General features: G+C 65.2%; 28 protein-coding genes and 1 pseudogene. 20 read left to right on the top strand and 9 right to left on the bottom strand.

Annotated features, from left to right (window positions below; all coding sequences use genetic code 11):
* Positions 1–47: 47 nt before the first annotated feature.
* From ccmA to RX329_RS01810, 5 genes are all read left to right on the top strand, one after another.
* Positions 48–650 carry a heme ABC exporter ATP-binding protein CcmA gene (ccmA, locus tag RX329_RS01830; protein ID WP_085348699.1) on the top strand — a complete coding sequence of 201 codons (603 nt, stop codon included), beginning with the start codon at positions 48–50 and terminating at the stop codon, positions 648–650.
* 274 nt (positions 651–924) lie between these two features.
* Entirely contained in the window at positions 925–1,593 is a 669-nt protein-coding gene (gene ccmB, locus RX329_RS01825; protein ID WP_085348232.1) for a heme exporter protein CcmB, read from the top strand.
* A 91-nt stretch (positions 1,594–1,684) separates the two neighbouring features.
* Positions 1,685–2,473 carry a heme ABC transporter permease gene (locus tag RX329_RS01820; protein WP_085348231.1) on the top strand — a complete coding sequence of 263 codons (789 nt, stop codon included), beginning with the start codon at positions 1,685–1,687 and terminating at the stop codon, positions 2,471–2,473.
* Positions 2,470–2,655 carry a heme exporter protein CcmD gene (gene ccmD / locus RX329_RS01815; protein WP_085383156.1) on the top strand — a complete coding sequence of 62 codons (186 nt, stop codon included), beginning with the start codon at positions 2,470–2,472 and terminating at the stop codon, positions 2,653–2,655. The genes RX329_RS01820 and ccmD overlap by 4 nt, the downstream gene beginning before the upstream one ends.
* A gap of 24 nt (positions 2,656–2,679) precedes the next feature.
* On the top strand, positions 2,680–3,276 hold the full coding sequence (locus tag RX329_RS01810) for a DsbE family thiol:disulfide interchange protein (RefSeq protein ID WP_085348230.1): 597 nt from the start codon (positions 2,680–2,682) through the stop codon (positions 3,274–3,276).
* A gap of 193 nt (positions 3,277–3,469) precedes the next feature.
* Here RX329_RS01810 and RX329_RS01805 read toward each other — a convergent pair whose 3' ends face one another.
* Together RX329_RS01805 and ftsY are read right to left on the bottom strand one after the other, a co-directional pair.
* The gene (locus RX329_RS01805) at positions 3,470–4,072 is read right to left on the bottom strand and encodes a septation protein A (RefSeq protein WP_007598838.1); all 603 of its coding nucleotides are present in this window, start codon (positions 4,070–4,072) and stop codon (positions 3,470–3,472) included.
* Between the two features lie 3 nt (positions 4,073–4,075).
* Complete coding sequence (gene ftsY, locus RX329_RS01800; RefSeq protein ID WP_085357209.1) at positions 4,076–5,023, bottom strand: signal recognition particle-docking protein FtsY; 948 nt, start codon at positions 5,021–5,023, stop codon at positions 4,076–4,078.
* Positions 5,024–5,083: 60 nt separating this feature from the next.
* On the opposite strand from ftsY, the gene RX329_RS01795 reads away from it, so the two are divergent.
* Both RX329_RS01795 and RX329_RS01790 read left to right on the top strand, forming a co-directional pair.
* On the top strand, positions 5,084–5,785 hold the full coding sequence (locus RX329_RS01795; protein WP_085383157.1) for an RluA family pseudouridine synthase: 702 nt from the start codon (positions 5,084–5,086) through the stop codon (positions 5,783–5,785).
* Between the two features lie 131 nt (positions 5,786–5,916).
* Positions 5,917–7,026: a DUF2336 domain-containing protein gene (locus tag RX329_RS01790; RefSeq protein WP_085357208.1), complete on the top strand. Its 1,110-nt coding sequence runs from the start codon at positions 5,917–5,919 to the stop codon at positions 7,024–7,026.
* A 162-nt stretch (positions 7,027–7,188) separates the two neighbouring features.
* On the opposite strand, the gene mtaB is transcribed toward RX329_RS01790, so the two are convergent.
* Positions 7,189–8,442: a tRNA (N(6)-L-threonylcarbamoyladenosine(37)-C(2))-methylthiotransferase MtaB gene (gene mtaB, locus RX329_RS01785; protein WP_085348227.1), complete on the bottom strand. Its 1,254-nt coding sequence runs from the start codon at positions 8,440–8,442 to the stop codon at positions 7,189–7,191.
* Positions 8,442–9,317, bottom strand: a complete 876-nt coding sequence (dapF, locus tag RX329_RS01780) for a diaminopimelate epimerase (RefSeq protein ID WP_085348226.1) — start codon at positions 9,315–9,317, stop codon at positions 8,442–8,444. Before dapF ends, mtaB begins: the two co-directional genes overlap by 1 nt.
* 220 nt (positions 9,318–9,537) lie before the next feature.
* Between dapF and RX329_RS01775 the strand changes: the two genes are divergently transcribed.
* Together RX329_RS01775 and RX329_RS01770 are read left to right on the top strand one after the other, a co-directional pair.
* On the top strand, positions 9,538–10,311 hold the full coding sequence (locus RX329_RS01775) for a GyrI-like domain-containing protein (protein WP_085394261.1): 774 nt from the start codon (positions 9,538–9,540) through the stop codon (positions 10,309–10,311).
* A gap of 5 nt (positions 10,312–10,316) precedes the next feature.
* Positions 10,317–11,036, top strand: coding sequence for an SIMPL domain-containing protein (locus tag RX329_RS01770; RefSeq protein ID WP_085383554.1), 720 nt, complete (start codon positions 10,317–10,319; stop codon positions 11,034–11,036).
* 88 nt (positions 11,037–11,124) lie between these two features.
* On the opposite strand, the gene RX329_RS01765 is transcribed toward RX329_RS01770, so the two are convergent.
* Complete coding sequence (locus RX329_RS01765) at positions 11,125–12,189, bottom strand: MBL fold metallo-hydrolase (protein ID WP_085383555.1); 1,065 nt, start codon at positions 12,187–12,189, stop codon at positions 11,125–11,127.
* 329 nt (positions 12,190–12,518) lie between these two features.
* On the opposite strand from RX329_RS01765, the gene ffh reads away from it, so the two are divergent.
* The 7 genes from ffh to RX329_RS01730 all read left to right on the top strand — a co-directional run bounded on the left by ffh (position 12,519) and on the right by RX329_RS01730 (position 18,443).
* The gene (ffh, locus tag RX329_RS01760; protein ID WP_018459806.1) at positions 12,519–14,066 is read left to right on the top strand and encodes a signal recognition particle protein; all 1,548 of its coding nucleotides are present in this window, start codon (positions 12,519–12,521) and stop codon (positions 14,064–14,066) included.
* Between the two features lie 86 nt (positions 14,067–14,152).
* Positions 14,153–14,485 carry a 30S ribosomal protein S16 gene (rpsP, locus tag RX329_RS01755; protein WP_007598827.1) on the top strand — a complete coding sequence of 111 codons (333 nt, stop codon included), beginning with the start codon at positions 14,153–14,155 and terminating at the stop codon, positions 14,483–14,485.
* A 9-nt stretch (positions 14,486–14,494) separates the two neighbouring features.
* The gene (gene rimM, locus RX329_RS01750) at positions 14,495–15,040 is read left to right on the top strand and encodes a ribosome maturation factor RimM (protein ID WP_085357578.1); all 546 of its coding nucleotides are present in this window, start codon (positions 14,495–14,497) and stop codon (positions 15,038–15,040) included.
* A 116-nt stretch (positions 15,041–15,156) separates the two neighbouring features.
* The gene (gene trmD, locus RX329_RS01745; protein WP_018459804.1) at positions 15,157–15,912 is read left to right on the top strand and encodes a tRNA (guanosine(37)-N1)-methyltransferase TrmD; all 756 of its coding nucleotides are present in this window, start codon (positions 15,157–15,159) and stop codon (positions 15,910–15,912) included.
* A 110-nt stretch (positions 15,913–16,022) separates the two neighbouring features.
* Complete coding sequence (gene rplS, locus RX329_RS01740) at positions 16,023–16,406, top strand: 50S ribosomal protein L19 (RefSeq protein WP_018459803.1); 384 nt, start codon at positions 16,023–16,025, stop codon at positions 16,404–16,406.
* A gap of 322 nt (positions 16,407–16,728) precedes the next feature.
* Entirely contained in the window at positions 16,729–18,135 is a 1,407-nt protein-coding gene (gene leuC / locus RX329_RS01735; RefSeq protein ID WP_085357610.1) for a 3-isopropylmalate dehydratase large subunit, read from the top strand.
* Between the two features lie 95 nt (positions 18,136–18,230).
* Positions 18,231–18,443, top strand: coding sequence for a hypothetical protein (locus RX329_RS01730; protein ID WP_085357580.1), 213 nt, complete (start codon positions 18,231–18,233; stop codon positions 18,441–18,443).
* A 53-nt stretch (positions 18,444–18,496) separates the two neighbouring features.
* On the opposite strand, the gene RX329_RS01725 is transcribed toward RX329_RS01730, so the two are convergent.
* The 3 genes from RX329_RS01725 to RX329_RS01715 form a co-directional block, all read right to left on the bottom strand.
* Positions 18,497–19,057: a hypothetical protein gene (locus RX329_RS01725; protein ID WP_085357582.1), complete on the bottom strand. Its 561-nt coding sequence runs from the start codon at positions 19,055–19,057 to the stop codon at positions 18,497–18,499.
* A gap of 152 nt (positions 19,058–19,209) precedes the next feature.
* A complete protein-coding gene (locus RX329_RS01720) occupies positions 19,210–19,467 on the bottom strand; it encodes a hypothetical protein (RefSeq protein WP_085357584.1) in 258 nt (85 codons plus the stop codon).
* A 41-nt stretch (positions 19,468–19,508) separates the two neighbouring features.
* Positions 19,509–19,790, bottom strand: coding sequence for a hypothetical protein (locus tag RX329_RS01715; protein ID WP_035973483.1), 282 nt, complete (start codon positions 19,788–19,790; stop codon positions 19,509–19,511).
* Positions 19,791–19,944: 154 nt separating this feature from the next.
* On the opposite strand from RX329_RS01715, the gene RX329_RS01710 reads away from it, so the two are divergent.
* From RX329_RS01710 to RX329_RS01695, 4 genes are all read left to right on the top strand, one after another.
* Complete coding sequence (locus RX329_RS01710) at positions 19,945–20,346, top strand: metallopeptidase family protein (protein WP_085357586.1); 402 nt, start codon at positions 19,945–19,947, stop codon at positions 20,344–20,346.
* A 107-nt stretch (positions 20,347–20,453) separates the two neighbouring features.
* Entirely contained in the window at positions 20,454–21,059 is a 606-nt protein-coding gene (leuD, locus tag RX329_RS01705; RefSeq protein ID WP_018459795.1) for a 3-isopropylmalate dehydratase small subunit, read from the top strand.
* Positions 21,060–21,139: 80 nt separating this feature from the next.
* Positions 21,140–21,925 carry a hypothetical protein gene (locus tag RX329_RS01700; RefSeq protein ID WP_085357588.1) on the top strand — a complete coding sequence of 262 codons (786 nt, stop codon included), beginning with the start codon at positions 21,140–21,142 and terminating at the stop codon, positions 21,923–21,925.
* 153 nt (positions 21,926–22,078) lie between these two features.
* Positions 22,079–22,498, top strand: a complete 420-nt coding sequence (locus RX329_RS01695; RefSeq protein WP_085357612.1) for a hypothetical protein — start codon at positions 22,079–22,081, stop codon at positions 22,496–22,498.
* A 14-nt stretch (positions 22,499–22,512) separates the two neighbouring features.
* Here the strand turns inward: RX329_RS01695 and RX329_RS01690 are convergent.
* A pseudogene (locus RX329_RS01690) lies at positions 22,513–22,891 on the bottom strand (VOC family protein).
* Between the last annotated feature and the right edge of the window lies 1 nt (position 22,892).

Raw genomic sequence — 22,892 nt, 5'->3', positions numbered from 1 at the left:
CCAAGTTTTCCTGAGGCCTGGCTTTGAGCGGATCGATACGAGGCAAGATGCAGCTTTCCGGACGCGGCGTCAGTTGCGTGCGGGGCGGGCGCGAGGTGTTTTCCGGGCTCGATTTCGAGGCCGGCTCCGGCGAAGCCGTGGCGGTCGTCGGCCGCAACGGATCGGGCAAGACCTCGCTGCTGAGGCTGATCGCGGGCCTGCTCATTCCGGCGAGCGGCACGATCGCGCTGGACGGGGGTGACGCCGAGCTGACGTTGCCGGAGCAATGCCACTATCTGGGTCATCGCGACGCCCTGAAGCCAGCCCTGAGCGTGGCGGAGAATCTGACGTTCTGGGCCGATTTTCTCGGCGGCGAGCGTTTCGACACCGGCAAGGGACTCGCCACCGTCGGGCTCGACCATGCCGCCGATCTGCCCGCCGCCTTCCTGTCCGCCGGCCAGCGCCGCCGGCTGTCGCTGGCCCGCCTGCTCACCGTCCGCCGCCCCGTCTGGCTGTTGGACGAGCCGACCACGGCGCTCGATGTCGCGGGACAGGACATGTTTTCCGGATTGATGCGCGGGCACTTGGCGCGCGGCGGCCTGATCGTCGCCGCCACCCATGCCCCGCTCGGGATCGATTCGCGGGAGCTGCGGATCGGGGGTGCGGCGTGATTCGGGTCGACCCTCAGGTTTCCAAGCGGCCGAACTCCGCCCTCTCCGTTCCCTCCCCCCTTGTGGGGGAGGGTCAGGGAGGGGGGTGCCACACGGCGCACTCTCTCGGTTCTCGCGTTCGGCAGGCGGGCGCTCCGTTGCTAGCAGCCCGCACCCAAGAACCATCTTCCTCGGGGCTACCCCCCTCCCCCGCCCTCCCCCACAAGGGGGGAGGGAGCGCAGCTCGCCCGGGGCAACCGGCCGACGCTGCCTCCTCACCTCTGGGAGCAGTGGCATGACCGCCCTGTCTGCCCTCATCCGCCGGGATATCCGGATCGCGCTCCGCGTCGGGGGCGGGGCGTTGATTGGCGTGCTGTTCTTTCTGACCGTGGTGGTGCTGATGCCGTTTGCTGTGGGGCCGGACCTGGCACTGCTGTCGCGGCTCGGACCCGCCATCCTGTGGCTGGGGGCGCTGCTGGCGAGCCTGCTGACCCTGGACCGGCTGTTCATGGCCGACCACGAGGACGGCTCGCTCGACCTGATCACGATGAGCCGGACCCCGCTGGAACTCGCCTGCGCGTCGAAAGCGCTGGCGCATTGGCTGGCCGCCGGCCTGCCGCTGATCGTCGCAACACCCGTGCTCGGCCTGCTGCTCAACCTCGACATGGTCGCAACCGGTGCTGTGGCGCTGACACTGCTCGCCGGCACCCCGGCGCTGACATTTACCGGGATGGTCGGTGCGGCGCTGGCGGTGACGCTGCATCGTGGCGGCTTGCTGATGGCTGTCCTGGTGCTGCCGCTGTCGATACCGGTGCTGATCTTCGGCGTCGCAGCCTCGCAGGCGGCGATCGTCGGACCCATGACGTTCGGCGCGCCGTTCTCGATCCTGTGCGCGCTGTCGCTGGTCAGTCTCGTGATCGGCCCCTTCGCGGCTGCGGCGAGCCTGAAGCATGGGCTGGATTGAGATGGGCTGAACTGACCTTGACCCCGATCAACTTTCGCTGCGGACTTTCGTGCTGATTGCGTGAGCGCTTACCGGTGATTATCAGGATACCATGACGCTGATCGACCTCGCCAACCCCACACGGTTCCTCGCGCTGACGGCGCGGCTGCTGCCATGGCTTGCGGCCGCGACCATCATCCTGCTCGCGATCGGGCTCTATCAGTCTGCCACCGCACCCGACGACTATCAGCAGGGCGCGACGGTAAAGATCATGTTCATCCACGTGCCTAATGCCTGGCTGTCGATGTTCGTATGGGGCGTGATGAGCATTGCCTCGCTCGGCACGCTGGTGTGGCGGCATCCGCTTGCCGACGTCGCCGCCAAAGCGGCCGCCCCGATCGGCGCCAGCTTCACCTTCCTTGCGCTGCTCACGGGCTCGCTGTGGGGCCGGCCGATGTGGGGCACCTATTGGGAATGGGACGCGCGGCTGACCTCGGTGCTGATCCTGTTCCTGATGTATCTCGGCGTGATGGCGCTGTGGCGCGCGGTCGACGAGCCCTCCCGCGCGGCGCGCGCCGCCGCCGTGCTGACGCTGGTCGGCGCGCTCAACCTGCCGATCATCAAGTTCTCGGTCGATTGGTGGAACACGCTGCACCAGCCGGCCTCGGTGATGCGGATGGGCGGCTCGTCGCTCGACAAATCCTTTTTGATTCCGCTGCTGGTGATGGCGGTCGCGTTCACCCTGCTGTTCGTCACGCTGCATATCGCGGCGATGCGCAACGAGATTTTGCGTCGGCGCGTGCGGTCCCTGCAGATGATGCAGGCGAGCCGTGTGGCGTTTGCAGAAGTCGGCACCGGCTCGCGTGAAGCCAGCACGTCAAAAGAAGCTGGGGCTGCATGATCATGTCGCTCGGTCCCTATGCGTCTTTCATCGTGACATCCTATGCCGCGGCCGCCCTTGTGGTCGTGATCCTGATCTGCTGGATCGTGCTCGATCATCGTAGCCAGACACAGCGCCTGCGCGAGCTCGAGCGCAGCGGCGTGACCCGCCGCTCCGGCCGTAGCGCGACGGATCGGCCATGAGAGATCGAGCATGAGAGATCAATCATGAGCGAGCAATCGACGTCCGCTCCGCCGCAGCGCCGCACCTTCCTGATGGTGCTGCCGCTGATCGCCTTCATCGGCTTGGCGCTGCTGTTCTGGTTCCGGCTCGGCAGCGGCGATCCCTCGCGAATTCCGTCTGCGCTGATCGGACGCCCCGCGCCGCAGACCACGCTGCCGCCGCTCGAGGGATTGCAGGCTGACAATGTGCAGATCCCCGGCCTTGATCCCGCTGCGTTCAAGGGCAAGGTCAGCCTCGTCAATGTCTGGGCGTCCTGGTGCGTGCCGTGCCACGACGAGGCGCCGCTCCTGACCGAATTGGCAAAAGACAAACGCTTCCAGCTCGTCGGCATCAACTACAAGGATGCCGCCGACAATGCGCGGCGCTTCCTGGGGCGCTACGGCAACCCGTTCGGCCACGTCGGCGTCGATGCCAACGGCCGCGCCTCGATCGAATGGGGCGTCTATGGCGTGCCGGAGACCTTTGTCGTCGGTCGCGAAGGCACCATCGTCTACAAGCTGGTGGGACCGATCACGCCGGAGAATTTGCGGACGGTGCTGTTGCCGCAGATGGAGAAGGCGTTGAAGGCGGCGGGGAGCTAGCTCTGTCGTCAGTGTGAGAAGGACCCGACCCCAAACACCGCTGTCATGCCCCGGCTTGACCGGGGCATCCAGTACGCCGCAGCTCCTCCGTACCTCACGACTGTCTCTGGAATACTGGATCGCCCGGTCAAGCCGGGCGATGACAGTCGAGTATGTAGCTGCGCTTCGCTCGCAATGACGATTTGAGAGATCGTCACCCCTTCCTCACATCGCCCGCCTCGGCCTCGCTCGCTTCCAGCGACGCCGGCTCGAGGTGATAGCGCTTGGTCAGCGGCATCTGGGCGATGGCGAAGATCATGGTGATCGGCGTGACGCCGAACACCTTGAAGTTCACCCAGAAGTCGGTGCTCTGGGTGCGCCAGACGATCTCGTTCAACACCGCCATGCCGGCGAAGAACAGCGCCCAGCGCAGCGTCAGGATGCGCCAGCCCTGCGGCGTCAAATTGAACATCTGGTCGAACATGACGGCGATGAAGGAGCGGCCGAACAACAGGCCGCCGCCGAGGATCGCGGCGAACAAAGCGTAGATGATGGTCGGCTTGAGCTTGATGAAGGTCTCGTCGTGGAGCACCAAGGTCAGCGTGCCGAACACCAGCACGATGACGCCCGTCACGATCGCCATGATCGGAATGTGGCGCGTCACCACATAGGAGGCGATCATCGCCGCGACGATCGCGACCATGAAGGCGCCGGTCGCTGCGAACAGATTGAACTTCGCATTGACGAAGAAGAACACGAGCAGCGGGCCGAGCTCGGTCGCAAGCTTGAACAGCGGATGCGGCTGGGTCTTGTCCATTCTTCAGCTTTCGATTCCGGCAATGGCGCGGGCGAAATCACGCGCGGTGAACGGCGCGAGATCGTCGACGCCTTCGCCGACGCCGATGAAATGCACCGGCAGTTTGAATTTCTCCGCGAGCGCCACCAGAATGCCGCCGCGGGCGGTGCCGTCGAGCTTCGTCATCACGAGACCGGTGACCCCTGCGGTGCGATGGAAGGCCTCGACCTGCGACAGCGCGTTCTGGCCGACAGTGGCGTCCAGCACAAGCAGCACCGCATGCGGTGCAGTCGCGTCCACCTTGCGGATGACGCGCACGACCTTTTCGAGCTCGTTCATCAGCTCGGCCTTGTTCTGAAGCCGCCCGGCGGTGTCGATCAGGAGCAGGTCGACGGCCTGCTCCTTCGCCGCCGTCAGCGCGTTGAAGGCGAGGCTCGCCGAATCCGAGCCTTGCGCGCCTGATATGACGGGCGTCCTGGTGCGCTCGCCCCAGACCTTGAGCTGTTCGATCGCCGCTGCGCGAAAGGTGTCGCCGGCCGCCAGCATCACCTTGCGGCCTTCGGTTGCGAATTTTTGCGAGAGTTTCCCGATGGTGGTGGTCTTGCCGGAGCCGTTGACGCCGACCACGAGGATGACGAACGGCTTCTTGCCGGCGTCGATCTCGAGCGGTTTTGCCACCGCCGCCAGCACCTTCTCGACTTCGGTCGCGACGACGTCCTTGACCTCGTCCGCCGAGATCGCCTTGTCGTAGCGCCCGGTGCCGACCGCATCCGCGATCCGCACCGCGACGGAGGTGCCGAGGTCGGCGCGGAGCAGCACGTCCTCGATGTCGTCGAGCATGGCGCGGTCGAGCTTGCGCTTGGTGACGAGGTCGGCGACCGCGGTCCCGAGCGAGGACGAGGTGCGCTTCAGCCCGTCGGACAGGCGGCGCCACCAGCTCAGCTTGGGGGTCTCGGGGGTGGTATCGTTCATGGTGGCGGTGTGTTAGCCGTTCCGGCTCGCAAACGAAAGTCTTGACCGAAAGTCCTGCAATTGCTCGATGTTCCCGAATTGACGGCCGACGAAATCCTGGCGCGCGTGCTCCATCGCGACGGATTGATGCTGGTCATCGACAAGCCGGCCGGCCTGCCGGTGCATCGCGGACCCAAGGGCGGTGCCAATCTGGAAACCTCCTTTGAGGCGCTTCGTTTCGGCCTGCCGCGGCCGCCCGTGCTGGCCCACCGGCTGGACAAGGACACCTCCGGTTGCCTGGTGCTCGGCCGCCATCGCAAGGCGACGGCCTCGCTCGGCCTGCTGTTCAAGCATGGCAAGATCGGCAAGACCTACTGGACCATCGTCGAGGGCGGCCCCGCTGAGGACGAAGGCACCATCGACATGCCGCTCGGGCGGCTGAACGCCGAACGCGGCTGGTGGCAGAAGCCCGATCCCGAGGGCCAGAAGGCCATCACCAACTGGAAGGTGATGGGGCGGGGCGACGGCCTGACCTGGCTCGCCATGGAACCGGTGACCGGGCGGACCCATCAATTGCGGGTGCATTCGTCCGCGACCGGCTGGCCGATCTTCGGCGATAACATTTACGGCAACGGTCCGCGCTTCGGCGAGCCGAAGCTGCACCTGCATTCCCGCAAGATCGTGGTACCGATCTCCCGCAACAAGGAGCCGGTCCGCGTGGTGGCGCCGGCCCCACCCCACATGCACGAGCGCCTCCGCGCCTGCGGGTGGAACGGGGAGTAGTGCTGTCAGCCCCCCATGGTGAGGAGCGCGAAGCGCTCCCTATAGTTTACGAAACGTTCAGTGCTCGTCTCTAATGATAGCGGTTGCTTAGAACAAGCTTCCGTCAATCTGCTCAGGACGAGCTGCGCGTCATGTCCACGGCCGAGTTATCGATCATCGACGAGGTCGAGTCCGCGCTTCGGACTGGCTCGGCGGAAAAGGGCCTGGCAACAGCCCGCCGCGTCACCGACCTGTTCCTGTCCTCCGCCGGCAGTTTCGACGACGAGCAGATCGCACTGTTTGACGACGTGCTCGATCGCCTGATCGGCACCATCGAGCTCCGCGCCATCGCCGACATGGGCGCGCGCGTAGCGCTCGCCGAGATCAGCGCGCAGCTCGCGCCGATCGCGCAGGCGCCGCCATCGGTCATTCGCCGCCTCGCCAACAATGACGAAATCCGCATCGCTGGTCCCGTGCTGCAGGAATCCGCGCGCCTCGACGACGGCACGCTGGTGCAGATCGCATCATCCAAGGGCGAGCCGCATCTGCTCGCGGTCGCCGGACGCTGGTGGCTGAAGGAGATCGTCACCGATGCATTGCTGGCGCGGCGCTATCCCAGCGTCAGCCGGCGGCTCGCCGCCAATCCCGGCGCGCGCGTGTCCGGCAACGGATTTGCCGTCATCGTCGGACAGGCGGAGGCTGATCCCGAGCTCGCTGTCAGCGTCGGCATCCGCGTCGATTTGCCGTCAGACCTGCGCCGTCAATTGCTGCGCTCGGCGAGCGAGGCCGTGCGGACCCGCCTGTTGTCGCGCGCGCCGCCGCATCTGTTCGAGGAGATCCAGAGCGCGATCGCCGCAGTCACCGTTGGTGTCGAGCGCGAGATGTCGGGTGTCCGCGATTTCGAAGGCGCCAAGCGCGCCGTCGCAGGTCTTAGGGCGACCGGCCAGCTCAGCGAAGCGACGCTGCTCGGCTTCGCAACGCAGCGGCGTTATGAAGAAGCGGTGGCCGCATTGGCCGCATTGTCGGGATCGACCGTCGAAGTCATCCGCCCGCTGATGCAAAGCCTGCGCGAGGACGGCCTGCTGGTGCCGTGCAAGGCGGCGCAGCTCAGCTGGGAAACCACCGCCGCCGTGCTCGAAAGCCGCTTTGCGAGCGGCGCGATGAAGCCGGCCGATATCGCAAGGGCTCAAAGCCATTACGCGCGCATGATCCCGGAGAATGCGCGGCGGACGCTGCGCTTCTGGCAGGTGCGGGCGTTGTAGTTTTTCCCTCTCCCCTTGTGGGAGAGGGTGGCTCGCCGCGCAGCGGCGAGACGGGTGAGGGGTCTCTCTCCGCGAGTCCACATTGAGTTGAGTACGCGGGAGCAACCCCTCATCCGGCGCTTCGCGCCACCTTCTCCCACAAGGGGAGAAGGGAAGGAACCGTCACACCGTCAGCCGCGCGCCATCACGACCGGCGATCCGCAGCGGCGCGATGCGGCCCACACGCTCGCCCGCAATCGCCACCGGCAGATAATGCTCCGTCCGTCCCTGACCGTCGCTCTCGATCAGCACCTCACGCGTGGCGCCTATCTCGGCTTGCAGCCGCTGCAGGAGCGCGGTCTCACCGGCCGAGCGCAGCCGCTTCGCACGCTCCTTGATTGCACCGCCCGCCACCTGTGGCATCCGCGCGGCCGGCGTGCCGGGACGCGGCGAATAGGGGAAGACGTGGAGGAACGTCAGGCCGCATTGCTCGACCAGATCGAGCGAGCGCGAGAACATCTCCTCGGTCTCGGTCGGAAAGCCCGCGATGATGTCGGCCCCCAGCGCGATATCCGGGCGCAGCCGGCGGACCTGGTCGCAGAACGCGATGGCGTCGCCGCGCGTATGCCGCCGCTTCATGCGCTTCAAGATCATGTCGTCGCCGGACTGCAGCGACAGGTGCAGATGCGGCATCAGCCGCGAATCCTCAGCAATTGCATCCAACAGATCGCTGTCCGCCTCGATCGAATCGATAGAGGAGATGCGCAGGCGCCTCAGCTCCGGCACATGCCGCAAGATCTGCTTCGTCAGCATGCCGAGTTTTGGCGTGCCCGGCAGGTCAGTGCCGTAGCTGGTGAGGTCGACGCCCGTCAGCACGATCTCGGCATGGCCGCGCTCGGCCAATGCCCGGACCTGATCGACCACGGCGCCCATCGGCACCGAGCGCGAATTGCCGCGCCCGAACGGAATGATGCAAAAGGTGCAGCGATGGTCGCAGCCGTTTTGCACCTGCACGAACACGCGGGGCAGCCCGCTCGCAAAGCCGTCGATGAGATGCGGCGCCATCTCCTTCACCGCCATGATGTCGCTGACGGCGATTTTTTCGCTCGTACCGAGATCGAACGCCGTACGCGCCTCGCGCCACGCAGACGACCGCATCTTGTCGTCATTGCCGACGACGCGATCGACCTCGGCCATCTCGGCGAACATGCCGCTTTGCGTCTGCGCCGCGCAACCGGTGACGACGATGCGCGCTCCCGGCCGCTCGCGCTTCAATTTGCGGATCGACTGCCTCGCCTGCGCCACCGCTTCGTTGGTGACGGCGCAGCTGTTGATGACGATGGCATCTGAAAGACCCGCGCCCTCGGCCTCGCGGCGGATCACCTCGGCCTCGAAAGCATTGAGGCGGCATCCGAAGGTGACGATGTCGACGCTCATCACCCGACCGGCGCGAACAGCGCCGGATCGAAACGGCCTTCATATTCGAAGGTCGCCGTGCCCGTCATCAGCACGTGATCGTCGCGCTCGCGCCATTCGATCCCGAGCTTGCCGCCGGGCAGCGTGATCTCGACATTGCGCTCGGCGCGCTTCAGCCGCGCCGCCGCGACCGCCGTGGCACATGCGGCCGAGCCGCAGGCCCTGGTCAGGCCGGCGCCGCGCTCCCAGGTGCGGATCGTGATGTGCTGGGGATCGACGATATGGGCTAGCGTGATGTTGGCGCGCTCCGGGAAGATCGGATGGTTCTCCAGCAGCGGACCGAAACGCTCGAGGTCGTAGGCGTTGACGTCATCGACCCAGAAGATCGCATGCGGATTGCCCATGCTGACCACCGAGGGCGAATGCAGGATCGGATTGTCGATCGGGCCGATCTGCAATTCGATGTAGCGGGTGTCACGAAATTCCTGGTCGAGCGGAATGTCCTGCCAGCCGAACTTCGGCGCGCCCATGTCCACCGTATAAAGATCCGGCGCCGGACCCTGCCAGGCATTGAGCAGGCCCGCGGCCGTCTCGAACGTTGCCGTGCTCTGGCCAGTCTTTTCGAAGATGCGCCGCACGACGCAGCGCATGCCGTTGCCGCAGGCGCCGGCCTCGGAGCCGTCACTGTTGTAGATGCTGATGAACGCTTCGGTGCCGTCGAAGCGCGGCTTCTGCAGCACCATGAGTTGGTCGTAGGGCACGCCGCCTCGCGGCGATGCCACCGCGCGGGCATCGTCCGGGGTGACCTTTGAGGTGGAATCGCGCATGTCGACAACGACGATCTCGTTGCCGATGCCGTTCATCTTGGCAAATGCGTGGTTGGCCAGCGCGCTCATGAAAATTCCCGAATTTCGCCTGCCTTATATGGCGATCCTTGGCCCTCTTGGCCAGTGATTTGCCGACAAGAGCCAGGACGCTGCCATGACGCATCTGTCATGGGACGAATTCGGCGCTCGCGTGTTAGAACGGCGCAATTCGCGCGATCCGGGACATGCGGCCGGGCTAAGGCTTCGGGGACGTAAGGCCTTGGCGGATAAGCTATTGGGGAGAATAAAAATGTTCAGGTTTCGTCGTCTCGTTTTGGCCGCGCTGATCCCGGCAGCGGCCTTGTCGTTTAGTCTGTCCGCCACGCTGGCCCAAACGCCGAGCCCGGCACCGGCCGCATCAGCGAGCCCCTCGCCGGCCCCGTCGGCTTCGCCCGCCCCGGCCGCGAGCGCTGCCCCCGTGGCCACGCCCTCGCCGGCGGCCAGCGCCTCGCCAAACCCTGCCACTTCCCCTGCAACCTCGCCCTCGCCCGCCGCAAGTGCCTCACCCAGCCCCGCCGCCCCGCCGCCCGCTGCGGCCGCGACGCCGGCTCCCGTGCAGACGGCCGATCCCTTCGGCCAGGAGACCACGCTCGAGCCCAAGAAGGTCGTGATGGTCAAGGGCACTGCCAATTGGGACTCGGCCTTCGACACGCTGATTGACGCCTTCAAGGCGCTGAACACGCTGTTGGACAAGCAGGGCATCAAGCACGCCGGCAATTCGATGATCGTCTACACCTCGACGGACGATACCGGCTTCACCTTCCTTGCCGAGATCCCGGTCGATCAGGACCCGAAGAACCTGCCCAAGGACATGAGCGTCGGCAAATCGCCGGAGGGCAAGGCGCTGAAATTCGTTCATCGCGGCTCCTACGACAACATGGACAACACCTATGAGGCGATCACCAATCACCTCGACGACAAGAAGCTGGAAGCCAAGGACACCTTCATCGAGGAATACCTCACCGATCCCCTGAAGACGGCGGAGGACAAGCTCGTGATCAATGTTTTCGTGCCGCTGAAGTGAGACCGATGAAAAAGCCTGCCATCCTTTTGACCTCCCTTGTTGCGTCCTTTGCCGCCACGATGCTGGCAACGCCTGCGCTCGCCGACGATTTTCCGTCCGCGATTTCGGTGAGCGGCGAAGCCACGATCTCCGCCGCGCCTGATCTGGCGCAGATCGACGCCGGCGTCGCCAACGACGCCAAGTCTGCGAAGGAAGCCTCCGACGCCAACAACGCCGCGATGGGCAAGGTGCTGCTGGCGCTGAAGGGCGCAGGCATTGACGAGAAGGACTACCAGACCTCGCGGCTGTCGCTGCAGCCGCAATACGGCCAGAACAAATCCACCGGCGCCTCGCCCGTTGTCGGCTTCCGCGCCTCAAACCGCGTCACCGTGAAGATCCGCGACGTGACCAAGGTCGCCGCCATCATCGACACGCTGGTCGGCGCCGGCGCCAACGATATCGGCAACATCTCCTTCGAGGTTACGCAGGCCTCGAAACTGCTCGACGATGCCCGCGAGAAGGCCGTCGCAGACGCCCGCCGCAAAGCGGAGATCTACGCCAGGGCCACCGGCGTCACGCTCGGAGCGCCGCTCAGCGTCTCCGAAGGCGGCGCCCCGATGCCGCTGTTCAAGGGACGCATGGCCGCAGCTCCCATGGCCGCACCGCAGGCCGCGGTCGCGCCGGGCGAGGAAACGCTAGCGGTGACGGTGAATGTGAGCTGGGCGATCAAGGCGAAAGAGCAGTAGAGGCAGCTGCCGCTACAGACTCCATTGTCGTCCCGGCCGCAATTGCGCACTAGGCCGGGACGACAGCGGGTTCGAAGCGACGGCGAAGCTAGATCTCCACCACCTGCCCCGGCTTCATCGCCACAAATCTTTCCTGCGAAACCTTTGCCGCGTCGAGCGCCTCGACCAGTGCCTTCGCTGGTGCATCTATTGCTTCATCGGTCAGCTGAAACGTACCGTGGTGATGCCCGAGCGCTTGCTGCGCGCCGCAATCCGCCAGCGCCTTCACCGCGTCTTCCGGGTTCATGTGCTGGTCGCGCATGAACCAGCGCGGCTCATAGGCGCCGATCGGGAGGATCGCCAGGCGGAGCGGCCCGTGCCTCTCGGCGACGCGGCGGAAATGCCCGCCATCGCCGTAGCCGGAATCGCAGACGACGTAGATTTTCCCCGCAGGCGTCTCCAGCACGAAACTCGCCCACAGCGCCTTGTTGCGATCGAACATGCCGCGCGCCGACCAGTGCCGGGTCGGCACCAGGGTCACGGCGATACCGCCGCCGAGCTCGACGCGATCGTGCCAGTCGAACGCTTCCACCTTGATCGTCGCATCGGTGCTGCGCATCGTGACGTCATTGCCGAGCGGGGTCACCACACGCGGCGCAAAATTCTTGGCGAGCCGCGACAGCGTCGCCATGTCGAGATGATCGTAATGGCCGTGCGAGACCAGCACGACATCGATCTTCGGCAGCTTGTCGAACGCAATGCCGGGATCGTTGTGCCGTTTCGGCCCGGCGAAGCTGACGGGCGAGACCCGCGTCGACCAGACGGGATCGACGAGAATATTGAGGCCGCCGGTCTGGATCAGCCAGCTGGCGTGGCCGACGAAAGAGAGCCGCACCTTGTCGCCGTCGACGCGGTCCGGCGGGGCGTCGGCATGGGGGCTCGGCGCCCAATCCGGCCAGGTCGCGCGCTGCCGCTTGCCGCCGAATTGCCAGCGCAGGACCTCACGAAGCGATTTCGGCGGCACGCCGTCCGGATCGAAGAAGTTCAGGCCGTCGAAATGGTCTGAGACTGGGCCGTCATAGGTTTTCATGCGGGACATCCAAAGGGAGGGCACGCCGACCAATGCGCCGGCACCGGCGAGCAGTCCGAAAAGGCGGCGGCGGGTGATCGGCACGGAACTGGCTTCAAAGATGGTCGGAGGGGGAGGACATCACCGCTATATGGGCGGGGTCTGCGGAAAAGGAACCCGCCGCCGGAAAGTTCATCTTTTCAAGGCTTTGCCTTCCAAAGCAGCCCCGGCCATACTAACTTTCCTTGACTTTCGGGCGTCAGCGGCGTTTAACCCCGGCACTTCTCGGAAAGGCTTTCTTTTCGACCCGCCGACTGGTCCCAGAGGCCAGAGGCCAACGCCCGACAGCGCGATGCGCCCTCGGGCGTGAAGGTGTTTGGATTTCTGCTCCCTCGCCCCGCGCTTGCGGGGAGAGGTGAAAAAGGACAACGGCATTGTTCGACAATCTGTCGGAACGGCTTGGCGGCATTCTCGATCGTCTGACGGGGCGCGGTGCGCTGACCGAAAAGGACGTCGACGCCGCGATGCGCGAAGTGCGCCGCGCACTGCTGGAAGCCGACGTCGCGTTAGAGGTGGTGCGCAGCTTCACCGAGCGGGTCCGCGAGCAGGCGATCGGCGCCACCGTCGTCAAGTCGGTGACGCCAGGCCAGATGGTGGTCAAGATCGTCCATGACGAGCTGATCAATACGCTCGGCGCCGAAAGCCAGACCATCGACATCAATTCCGTGCCGCCGGTGCCGATCATGATGGTCGGCCTGCAAGGCTCCGGCAAGACCACCACCACCGCGAAGCTCGCCCGTCGCATGGTCCAGCGCGACAAGCGCAAGGTGCTGATGGCCTCGCTCGACATCTACCGTCCCGCGGCGATGGAGCAGCTGGCCGTCCTGGGCCGCGATCTCGACATTCCGACGCTGCCGATCGTCGCCGGCCAGCAGCCGGCGCAGATCGCGAAGCGCGCGCTCGAGGCCGGCAAGCTCGGCGGCTACGACGTCGTGCTGCTCGACACTGCCGGCCGTACCACGCTCGACGAAGAGATGATGGCGGAAGCGGCAGCGATCAAAGCCGCCGCCAATCCGCATGAAGTGCTGCTGGTGGCGGACAGCCTCACCGGCCAGGACGCCGTCAATCTCGCTCGCGCCTTCGACGAGCGCGTCGGCCTCACCGGTATCGTGCTGACGCGCGTGGACGGCGACGGCCGCGGCGGCGCCGCGCTGTCGATGCGCGCGGTCACCGGCAAGCCGATCAAGCTGCTCGGCACCGGCGAAAAGACCGATGCGCTGGAGGATTTCCATCCTGATCGTATCGCCGGCCGCATCCTCGGCATGGGCGACGTGGTCTCGCTGGTCGAACGCGCTGCCGCCAACATCGATGCCGAAAAGGCCGCGCGCACCGCCGAGCGCATGCGCAAGGGTCAGTTCGACCTCAACGACATGCGCGAGCAGCTGTTGCAGATGGCCAATATGGGCGGCATCAGCGGCCTGATGGGCATGATGCCCGGCATCGCCAAGATGAAGAACCAGATCGCGGCCGCCGGCATCGACGACAAGATTTTGAAGCGCCAGGTCGCGGTGATTGATTCGATGACGCGCGACGAGCGCCGTCATCCCGATTTGCTCAAGGCCAGCCGCAAGAAGCGCATCGCCGCAGGTTCCGGCCAGAGCGTCGAGCAGGTCAACAAGCTGCTCAAGATGCACCGGAACATGGCCGATATGATGAAGGCCATGGGCTCCGGCAAGCGCGGTCCGCTCGCGGGCATAGCGCAGGCGATGGGCTTTGGCGGCGGCATGAAGCCGCCTTCGCCGGAAGAGATGAAGGCGCTGCAGGAGAAGATGCAGGGTGGCGGCGGACAGGGTCTGCCCAGCCTGCCGAAGGATCTACCTGCCGGGCTGCGCCAGGGTCTGCCGAACGTTCCGGGCCTGACCGGGCTGAGCGGCAAGCCGATGCTGCCGGGTCTCGGCGGTTTCCCTGGCAAGAAGAAATGAGGAATTCGTCGCGGGAGATCGCAGCGGTCTCGCGCAACGCGGAATACCAATCAACCGAACAAAACGTACTTTGAAGGAGAACTTAGATGTCCGTCGTTATCCGTCTCGCCCGCGCTGGCACCAAGAAGCGTCCCGTCTATCACGTCGTCGTCGCCGATTCGCGCTTTCCGCGCGATGGCCGCTTCATCGAGCGTCTCGGCTATTTCAACCCGCTGCTGCCGAAGGACAACGAGACCCGGCTGAAGCTCGACATGGACAAGGTGAAGGCCTGGCTCGCCAAGGGCGCGCAGCCGTCGGACCGTGTATCGCGCTTCCTCGACGCCGCCGGCGTCAAGAAGCGCGAAGTGCGCAACAACCCCGAGAAGGCCGTGCCGCGCAAGGAGCGCAAGGCGCAGGCCGAAGCCGCCGCGAAAGGTTAAGGCCAGATCATGCCGGCGCTGGTCTGCGTCGCGCGGATCGGCGCCGCGCATGGTGTGCGCGGCGCGGTCAAACTGTGGACCTTCACGGAAGATCCGTTTGCCGTGCGGAGCTACGGTCTGCTTTCGTCCAAGGACGGCAAGCGCCAGTTCGAGGTCGCAACGGCGCGCGCGGCCAAGGATCATCTGGTTGCAACGTTCAAGGGCGTCACGACTCGCGATGAGGCCGAGCGCCTCAACGGCATCGAGCTCTACGTCGCGCGCGAAAAGCTGCCCGCGACGGACGAGGGCGAATATTACCACACCGATCTGATCGGGCTCGCCGCCGTCACCATGGCCGGCGATGCGCTCGGCCGCGTGCTCGCGATCCACAATTTCGGCGCCGGTAACATCATCGAGATTGCGCCGCCCACAGGAGCCACACTGCTGCTGCCGTTCACGGACGCGGTGGTGCCGGAGGTCGACATCGCCGGCGGCCGCGTCGTGATCGCGCTGCCGGAGGAGATCGCGGGCGAGGATCCCTCCCCGGGTCGTCCCGGCGAAGGCCGGGACCCATAACCGCCGCCAGAATTTTTAGCTAAGCTGATCGCTCCAGCCGTCGCAAAACGAAGTGCGGTGGTTCTGGGTCCCGGATCTGCGCTCCGCTTGTCCGGGACGACAATAACTGAGATCCGATGACCAACCCCTCACCCTGGCGCGCGACGGTGCTGACGCTGTTTCCGGAGATGTTTCCGGGGCCGCTGGGCGTGAGCCTGGCCGGCCGGGCGCTGGCTGGCGGGCTCTGGGAGCTGGAGGCGCGGGACATCCGGGCCTCGGCCACCGACCGCCACCGCAGTGTCGATGACACCCCGGCCGGCGGCGGACCGGGCATGGTGCTTCGGGCCGATGTTCTGGCGGCCGCGATCGATGCCGCCGGGATCGGGCCGGACCGGCCGAAACTGCTGATGAGCCCGAGGGGTCGGCCATTGACCCAGGCCCGGGTTCTCGAACTCGCCAAGGGCCCGGGTCCTCTGATCGTCTGCGGGCGGTTCGAGGGGGTGGACCAGCGCGTGATCGACGGGCGGGGCCTGGAGGAGGTCTCGATTGGGGATTACGTCCTCTCCGGCGGCGAAATCGCGGCCTTGGCCCTGATCGACGCCTGTGTTCGGTTGCTTCCGGGCGTGATGGGCAAGGAGGCCTCGGGAACCGAGGAAAGCTTCTCGGACGGCCTGCTCGAATACCCCCAATACACCCGGCCGCAGCGGTTCGAGGGAACCCCGATTCCGGAGATCCTGACCTCCGGTGACCATGCCAAGGTCGCCAGCTGGCGGCGGGAGGAATCCGAGGCCCTGACCGCGGCCCGGCGACCGGATTTGTGGGCCCGGATCCCGAGCAAAGTCCCGAATCGGGGCGGACGCCAAAAAACGCCAAAAAACAAGACAGACGGGTGACAAACGCTCCGGCTTGCCTTATAGCAGCGGCCACATCCGCAATGGCTGGATAAACGAATTTCGCGCAGCCCCCGTTTTCCAAGGCTGGGCGCGCCGATGGAGATTTACCCATGAACCTGATCCAACAGCTCGAAAAAGAGCAATTCGACAAGCTCTCCGCCAACAAGGAGATTCCGGAATTCGGCCCCGGCGATACCGTGATCGTCAACGTGAAGGTCGTCGAAGGCGACCGCACCCGCGTGCAGGCCTATGAAGGCGTTTGCATCGGCCGTTCCGGCGGCGGTCTCAACGAGAGCTTCACGGTGCGCAAGATTTCGTACGGCGAAGGCGTGGAGCGCGTGTTCCCGGTGATGTCGCCGATGATCGACTCGATCAAGGTGGTGCGCCGCGGCAAGGTGCGTCGCGCCAAGCTCTATTATCTCCGCAACCTTCGCGGCAAGTCGGCCCGCATCGTCGAGAAGAAGCAGGACCGTCCGGCTGCCGTCAACGAGTAAGCTCCGCTTACAGGCGAGTTTCCAAAAGCGCGGGGCCAACCCCGCGCTTTTTTGTTGCGTCAGCCGTGCGCGTCAAAGCCCTCGCGATTCCGGTCGGCCTGCTATATATTCTTGGAATGTTTCCAGATTTGACCAGCCTCTCGCCTGTCAAGCGCGTCGTCATCGACGATCGCTCGCGGCTGCCTGGCCGGTTCTTCGGACGCTTCGCGACCTCGGCAACGTCAGAGCTTACGCGCGCAGCCTAAAAGCTGCGCTGACGATTTTGTTGCCCGCGCGCTATCCGCGCAACCCGCTCTACACAACATTCCTGGAGCTGACGCTCATGTCCAAGCCGATCACATTGTACGACAAGATCTGGAACGACCATCTGGTGCACGAAGCCGAGGACGGCACCTGCCTGCTCTATATCGATCGCCATCTGGTGCACGAGGTCACTTCACCGCAGGCGTTCGAAGGCTTGCGCGCCACCGGACGCAAGGTGCGCGCGCCGGAGAAGACGCTGGCCGTCGTCGACCACAACGTGCCGACCACCGACCGCACCAAGCCGAACCCCGACCCTGAAAGCATCGAGCAGATCAAGGCACTGGCCGACAACGCCCGGGAATTCGGCATCGAATATTACGACGAGTTCGACAAGCGTCAGGGCGTCGTCCATGTCATCGGCCCCGAGCAGGGCTTTACGCTGCCCGGCACCACCATCGTCTGCGGTGACAGCCACACCTCGACGCATGGTGCGTTCGGCGCGCTCGCGCACGGCATCGGCACGTCCGAAGTCGAACATGTGCTGGCGACGCAGACGCTGATCCAGAAGAAGGCGAAGAACATGCGCGTCACTGTCGACGGCAAATTGCCGGATGGCGTGACGGGCAAGGACATCATCCTCGCCATCATCGGCGAGATCGGCACCGCGGGCGGCACCGGCTACGTGCTCGAATACGCCGGCGACGCGATCCGTGCGCTCAGCATGGAAGGCCGCATGACGGTCTGCAACATGTCGATCGAAGGCGGTGCGCGCGCCGGACTGGTCGCGCCGGACCAGAAGGCGTTCGACTTCCTGCGCGGTCGTCCGAAGGCGCCGAAGGGCGCCGACTGGGACGCGGCGATGCGCTACTGGGAGAAGCTGCGCTCGGACGAGGGCGCGCATTTCGACCACGAGCTGCGGCTCGATGCCGCGAAGCTGCCGCCGATCGTGACCTGGGGCACGAGCCCTGAAGACGTGATCTCGGTCACCGGCAGCGTGCCCGATCCCGACAAGATCGCGGACGAGGCCAAGCGCCTGTCGAAGCACCGCGCGCTGAAATACATGGGCCTGACCGCGGGGACGAAGATCACCGACATCAAGCTCGACCGCATCTTCATCGGCTCCTGCACCAACGGCCGGATCGAGGATCTGCGCGCCGCCGCCAAGATCGCGGAAGGCAAGCAGGTCGCAGGCGGCGTCAACGCCATGGTCGTGCCGGGCTCCGGCCTCGTGAAGGAGCAGGCCGAGGCTGAAGGTCTGGACAAGATCTTCATCAAGGCCGGCTTCGAATGGCGCGAGCCCGGTTGCTCGATGTGCCTCGCGATGAACCCCGACAAGCTGGCTCCGGAAGAGCGCTGCGCCTCGACCTCGAACCGCAACTTCGAGGGCCGCCAGGGCTTCAAGGGCCGCACCCATCTGGTGTCGCCGGCGATGGCCGCAGCCGCTGCGATCGCGGGTCACTTCGTCGACATCAGGGAGTGGCGGTAAGCTGCTCCCTGCAATTTGAGTGATTGCGGCAAACCGCCGTTAATCGGCAGCGCCGACACTGTGTCCTCGCGAGCGTTTCGCGAGGACACCAGCTCATGGCCAGCAAGCCTGAATATGTCGATCTGATCAGCGCGGCGACGCCCCAGCACCGGCGGCGCGCGGCACCGCTGCGCATGGTCGCCAAGCCCGAGGTCGAGGAGGCCTCGAACAAGCTCAGCCGCTGGCCGCCGGCGATGTTCAAGCAATGGAAGCTGGAGAACCTCACGCGCTGGACGTCGGCGACGTGGAAACTGAAGGATTGGCTTTAGGCCACCGGATGAACAAGGGCGCCGTCGAGGCGCCCTTTTCATTTCGGTCGTGCTTACCAATAGCGATACGGATGGTGCCAGCGATGCCAGCGGCAGACGCGGCGCGGGCCGTAATAGGTCCAGATGACCCGGCAGCGGCGCGGATGGCTGTAATAGGGATAGTAGCCGCCATAGTAGCGCCGGTGGAAATGGCGATGGCCGTAATAGGCGGGGCGATAGATGCCGTAGCGATGGAATCCGCCTCCGCCATAGTGGCGAACTCCGCCGTAGCGATAGCCGCCGCCATGAAAGGCGGGCGCGGCGCGGAAGCCACCCGCGTGGAAACCACCGCCGCGGAAGCCACCGATATGTCCTCCGCCACCGTGGAAGCCGCCTCCACCGTGGAAACCGCCGCCGCCATGAAAGCCGCCGCCATGTCCACCACCACCGCCGCCGCCGTGGCGAACCTGGATCATGTCGTCACTTGCGGCCTTCGCCGCCGGCACCGCCGTCGGATTGATTGGAGACATCGCCTCGGCAGGACGCGTGGTCCCGGCCGACAGCATCAGCGTCGCGGCAGCCGCAATCCCGAACAAGCGCATCGGGCTTGCCCTGAGACCCAATATTCTCAGCATGGACTTCTCCCTGAATCTGGACAGCGGAGTTGCGACGCTCGCTCCCGGCGCGCGTCATCCCTGTTCATTGGCAGTCGCTCCCAAGATTAAATTAGGGACAGCGACGTGAATGCCTCATGAATGAACGACGGGCCCGGCATCGCGCCGCGAGGTCACCACCACGGGCCGAAGCCGAGCACGAAGGGTGCGGGCACGCCGTAGGGAAAAGGGCGGTAGTAGACAGGCCGCGCGTAGTAATGCGGATCGGGACGGGGGGCGTATCGCACGACGGACCGCACATGTCGGCGCCCGTCGAACACCGCGCGCCCGGCCGACGCGTCGGGCAGCTTCGTCACCCTGTGCGCAGCGGACGCGTGAGGCAGGCCTGCGGCAAGCCCGACGGCAACCGCCACTGCGAACCACCTCGTCATGAAGACCTCCGCCTCAGGCGCGCGACGGCATCGCGCTCGTATCAACCCCGGCGCCAGTAGCAGCTCATATGCGGCACGATCACCGTGCCGCTGGGGCGATATTCCTGCACATAGGTGGCGTTGCACTCGCGGACCGCATCGGGACCGGGATTGTAACGGGGATAGACGCCATCCGGACTGTAATAGGGCGTGACGCGCAGGCGCGCCGGGGGCCGCTTGCGCGGCGGCGGCAGATCGTCTCGTGAGGCCGCTTGGGCGAGCCTGATCCCGGGAGCCGCGGTCTGGGCCTCCGCGCCAACGCAAAACTGCGAAAACAACCCCATGCACAGTAGCGTCAGCGCTGTTTTCGCTCGCATTTTTCTGCCCACCTGAACGTCCACTTCGAGGCCTACGCTCCCCGTTTTGACGGCGCTCGTCAACCTCGCCGCGCTTATAAAGCCGGATGCATCGCCGCGAAACCCACGCTATGAGAAGCCCATGTGGACGGAATTGAAAGCGCCCTCGCTGGCCGAGATGGAAGCGATGGCGCATGAAGTGTTCGAACGCCTGCCGGCGGAGTTTCGTAGGCTGTGCGAGGGCGTGATCATCCGCGTCGACGACTTCCCCACCGAGGAAGTCCTGGACGAGATGGCATGCGAGAGCGAGTTCGACCTGCTCGGCCTGTTCCAGGGCGTCGGCCTGCCGCAGCAGAGTTTTGCTGACGTGGCGCGGCTGCCCAACATGGTCTGGCTCTACCGCCGGCCAATCCTGGACTATTGGGCCGAGCACGACGAAAGCCTCGGCCATATCGTCCGCCACGTCCTGATCCACGAGATCGGCCATCATTTCGGCCTGTCGGACGACGATATGGCCGCGATCGAGGCTCAAGAGCCAGGGTGAGCAGAGAGGCCCGGTTAGGCAGACGAGATCTGCCGAATTCGGCCTAGGATTTCGGCCTCGATCGCGATAAATACCGGTTCCCTAGACCACCCCGGGAAAGCGCAACCATGGACAAGTTCACCACGCTGGAAGGCGTCGCGGCGCCGCTAAAGATCATCAATGTCGACACCGACATGATCATTCCGAAGCAGTACCTCAAGACCATCAAGCGCACCGGCCTTGGCAAGGGGCTCTTCTCCGAGCAGCGCTACAAGGACGACGGCAGCGAGAATCCGGATTTCGTCCTCAACCAGCCCGCCTATCGCAATGCGAAGGTGCTGGTTGCCGGCGACAATTTCGGCTGCGGCTCGAGCCGCGAGCACGCGCCCTGGGCGCTGCTCGACTTCGGCATCCGCTGCGTGATCTCGACCTCGTTCGGCGACATCTTCTACAACAACTGCTTCAAGAACGGCATTCTGCCGATCCGCGTGGCCCAGGAAGACCTCGACAAGCTGTTCGACGACGCCGAGCGCGGCGCCAACGCGACGCTGACGATCGACCTGCCGAACCAGGAGATCCGCGGTCCCGACGGCGGCAAGGTCAAGTTCGAGATCGACCCGTTCCGCAAGCACTGCCTGATCAACGGCCTCGACGACATCGGCCTGACGATGGAGAAGAAGGCCTCGATCGACACCTATGAGGACAAGCTCAAGCGCGAACGCGCCTGGGCCTGATCTCAAGTTTTTGTTCAAGCCCCGGTGCTACAAGCGCCGGGGCTTTTTCTTTGTTCTGATTATCGCTTATAGCTTCGCCCATGCTGCCCGACATCGTCACCTTCTGGCATGGCCCGATGGACGCCCTGCGCCAGACCTGTCTGCGCTCGCAGCTGGCGGCCGGCCACAAGGTCACGGTCTACAGTTTCGACACCATTCCCGGCCTGCCCGCCGGTGTCGGCAACGCGGATGCCGAGGCGATCCTGCCGCATGCGTTCTCCGAACGATTGCGGCCGCCGCAGCCAGATGGAAGCTGGCGCGACTGGACCACGCTACAGTTCAGCGACTTCTTCCGCATGAAGCTGATGGCGAAGGACCTCGGCCTCTGGCTCGACGCCGACGTGCTGCTGCTCAGGCCCGTCGAGATCGATCCGGCAAAGCCCTATTTCGCGTGGGAGCGGCCGCGCCAGCTCGGCAACTCCGTGATTTACCTTCCACCTGAACACGGCATCGTTGCCGCTTTCGAACAGCTGATGGAGCAGGAGGAGCTGACGCCGAACTGGCTGTCGCTGCGCCATCGCGTCACGTTTGCGATGCGCCGCCTGCGCGGCGGCTCGAACCGCCTCTCCGACATCCGCGTCGCGATCTTCGGGCCGGCGGCACTCACCGCGCTCGCGCGCCGCACCGGCGAGCTGCACTGCGCCTTGCCGAAGCAATCGTTCTACGCCGTGCATGCCGAGCCAAAACTGTTCTTCGATCCCTCGAGCTATCTCGGCCTCGTCACCGACCGCGACATCATCGGCCTGCATATCTCGCCCAAGGGCCGCGGCGGTGAGAAGCCGATCCCGGGCAGCCTGTATGCGTGGGCGGCGGAGCGGTTCGGCTAACTGCCGCGAAAGAGGTGCGCTCCCTCTCCCGCAAGCGGGAGAGGTGCACCGGCGGCCGCGGTCCCGTCATCGCGCTATTTGATCCAGCTCAACGCGCATCTGCACCATTGTGCCTAATCTCGCTCCCATTCCGCCGTTCGAATGGAGCTTCGCATGAGCACCGCAACCAGGCCTTATCCCATTGTCCAGGACCTCATCGAGTCCTTTGCAAGCTGGCTGAAGCATCGCCGCGAGCTGAACGAGATCCGGCAGCTCGACCGCGCCGATTTCGACCGGATCGCGCAAGACCTGCGGATCGCGCCTGACGATCTGGAAGATCTGGTCCGTCACGGCAAGCACGCCGCCGACGAGCTGCCGAAGATGCTGGAGCAGCTCGGCATCAGTGCCGAAGGGCTCGGCCGCGCGCATCCGCTGCTGCTGCGCGACATGGAGCGGGTGTGCGCGCTTTGCAGCCACAAGGGCCAGTGCGATCGCGAGCTGGCCGACGGCACCGCCGCGGAGAACTATCACGGCTTCTGTGCGAATGCCTCGACGCTGGAATCGCTCGATCGTGCGGATCACGCGTCGCGTTGAGCTAGCATTCGTTGCTAAGCGACTGGCGACCGCTCTCTACGAAGTGACCCGCGAGCCAGAATGTTGACCTGCCGTCCGAAGGGGTCGCGCACGTAAAACCTGCGCACGCCACGGCTCCGTCGCTGGTCCGTACTCCAATGCGATGCCGGCTCGCTCCATTCTGCGTAGCGCTTCATCCAGGTCATCGACCTCGATCGAAAGATCCGGCACGGGAGTGCCTGAACCGCCTTCGCTTGCGATGCTCAGTTGAGGCAGCATTTGCGATGAAGCAGCGAATGTCGTGATCCACCCCTGGTCCATGACGACCTCCAGCCCGAGGACGTCCTGATAGAAACGGCGCGCCAGCGATACATCGGCCGCGGCAATGTTCGTGACGATGCGCTTCACTTCCATG

Source organism: Bradyrhizobium sp. BWC-3-1, assembly GCF_032917965.1.
GTDB classification, from domain to species: Bacteria; Pseudomonadota; Alphaproteobacteria; order Rhizobiales; family Xanthobacteraceae; genus Bradyrhizobium; species Bradyrhizobium canariense_D.
The sequence above is the reverse complement of the archived record's forward strand: the minus strand, read 5'-3'. Positions and strand labels throughout refer to the sequence as shown.

Coding starts and splice junctions, on each gene's coding strand:
- ccmA (WP_085348699.1), top strand. CDS start 48: ATGCAGCTTTCCGGACGCGGCGTCAGTTGCGTGCGGGGCGGGCGCGAG.
- ccmB (WP_085348232.1), top strand. CDS start 925: ATGACCGCCCTGTCTGCCCTCATCCGCCGGGATATCCGGATCGCGCTC.
- RX329_RS01820 (WP_085348231.1), top strand. CDS start 1,685: ATGACGCTGATCGACCTCGCCAACCCCACACGGTTCCTCGCGCTGACG.
- ccmD (WP_085383156.1), top strand. CDS start 2,470: ATGATCATGTCGCTCGGTCCCTATGCGTCTTTCATCGTGACATCCTAT.
- RX329_RS01810 (WP_085348230.1), top strand. CDS start 2,680: ATGAGCGAGCAATCGACGTCCGCTCCGCCGCAGCGCCGCACCTTCCTG.
- RX329_RS01805 (WP_007598838.1), bottom strand. CDS start 4,072: ATGGACAAGACCCAGCCGCATCCGCTGTTCAAGCTTGCGACCGAGCTC.
- ftsY (WP_085357209.1), bottom strand. CDS start 5,023: ATGAACGATACCACCCCCGAGACCCCCAAGCTGAGCTGGTGGCGCCGC.
- RX329_RS01790 (WP_085357208.1), top strand. CDS start 5,917: ATGTCCACGGCCGAGTTATCGATCATCGACGAGGTCGAGTCCGCGCTT.
- mtaB (WP_085348227.1), bottom strand. CDS start 8,442: ATGAGCGTCGACATCGTCACCTTCGGATGCCGCCTCAATGCTTTCGAG.
- dapF (WP_085348226.1), bottom strand. CDS start 9,317: ATGAGCGCGCTGGCCAACCACGCATTTGCCAAGATGAACGGCATCGGC.
- RX329_RS01775 (WP_085394261.1), top strand. CDS start 9,538: ATGTTCAGGTTTCGTCGTCTCGTTTTGGCCGCGCTGATCCCGGCAGCG.
- RX329_RS01770 (WP_085383554.1), top strand. CDS start 10,317: ATGAAAAAGCCTGCCATCCTTTTGACCTCCCTTGTTGCGTCCTTTGCC.
- rpsP (WP_007598827.1), top strand. CDS start 14,153: ATGTCCGTCGTTATCCGTCTCGCCCGCGCTGGCACCAAGAAGCGTCCC.
- rimM (WP_085357578.1), top strand. CDS start 14,495: ATGCCGGCGCTGGTCTGCGTCGCGCGGATCGGCGCCGCGCATGGTGTG.
- trmD (WP_018459804.1), top strand. CDS start 15,157: ATGACCAACCCCTCACCCTGGCGCGCGACGGTGCTGACGCTGTTTCCG.
- rplS (WP_018459803.1), top strand. CDS start 16,023: ATGAACCTGATCCAACAGCTCGAAAAAGAGCAATTCGACAAGCTCTCC.
- leuC (WP_085357610.1), top strand. CDS start 16,729: ATGTCCAAGCCGATCACATTGTACGACAAGATCTGGAACGACCATCTG.
- RX329_RS01730 (WP_085357580.1), top strand. CDS start 18,231: ATGGCCAGCAAGCCTGAATATGTCGATCTGATCAGCGCGGCGACGCCC.
- RX329_RS01725 (WP_085357582.1), bottom strand. CDS start 19,057: ATGCTGAGAATATTGGGTCTCAGGGCAAGCCCGATGCGCTTGTTCGGG.
- RX329_RS01720 (WP_085357584.1), bottom strand. CDS start 19,467: ATGACGAGGTGGTTCGCAGTGGCGGTTGCCGTCGGGCTTGCCGCAGGC.
- RX329_RS01715 (WP_035973483.1), bottom strand. CDS start 19,790: ATGGGGTTGTTTTCGCAGTTTTGCGTTGGCGCGGAGGCCCAGACCGCG.
- RX329_RS01710 (WP_085357586.1), top strand. CDS start 19,945: ATGTGGACGGAATTGAAAGCGCCCTCGCTGGCCGAGATGGAAGCGATG.
- leuD (WP_018459795.1), top strand. CDS start 20,454: ATGGACAAGTTCACCACGCTGGAAGGCGTCGCGGCGCCGCTAAAGATC.
- RX329_RS01700 (WP_085357588.1), top strand. CDS start 21,140: ATGCTGCCCGACATCGTCACCTTCTGGCATGGCCCGATGGACGCCCTG.
- RX329_RS01695 (WP_085357612.1), top strand. CDS start 22,079: ATGAGCACCGCAACCAGGCCTTATCCCATTGTCCAGGACCTCATCGAG.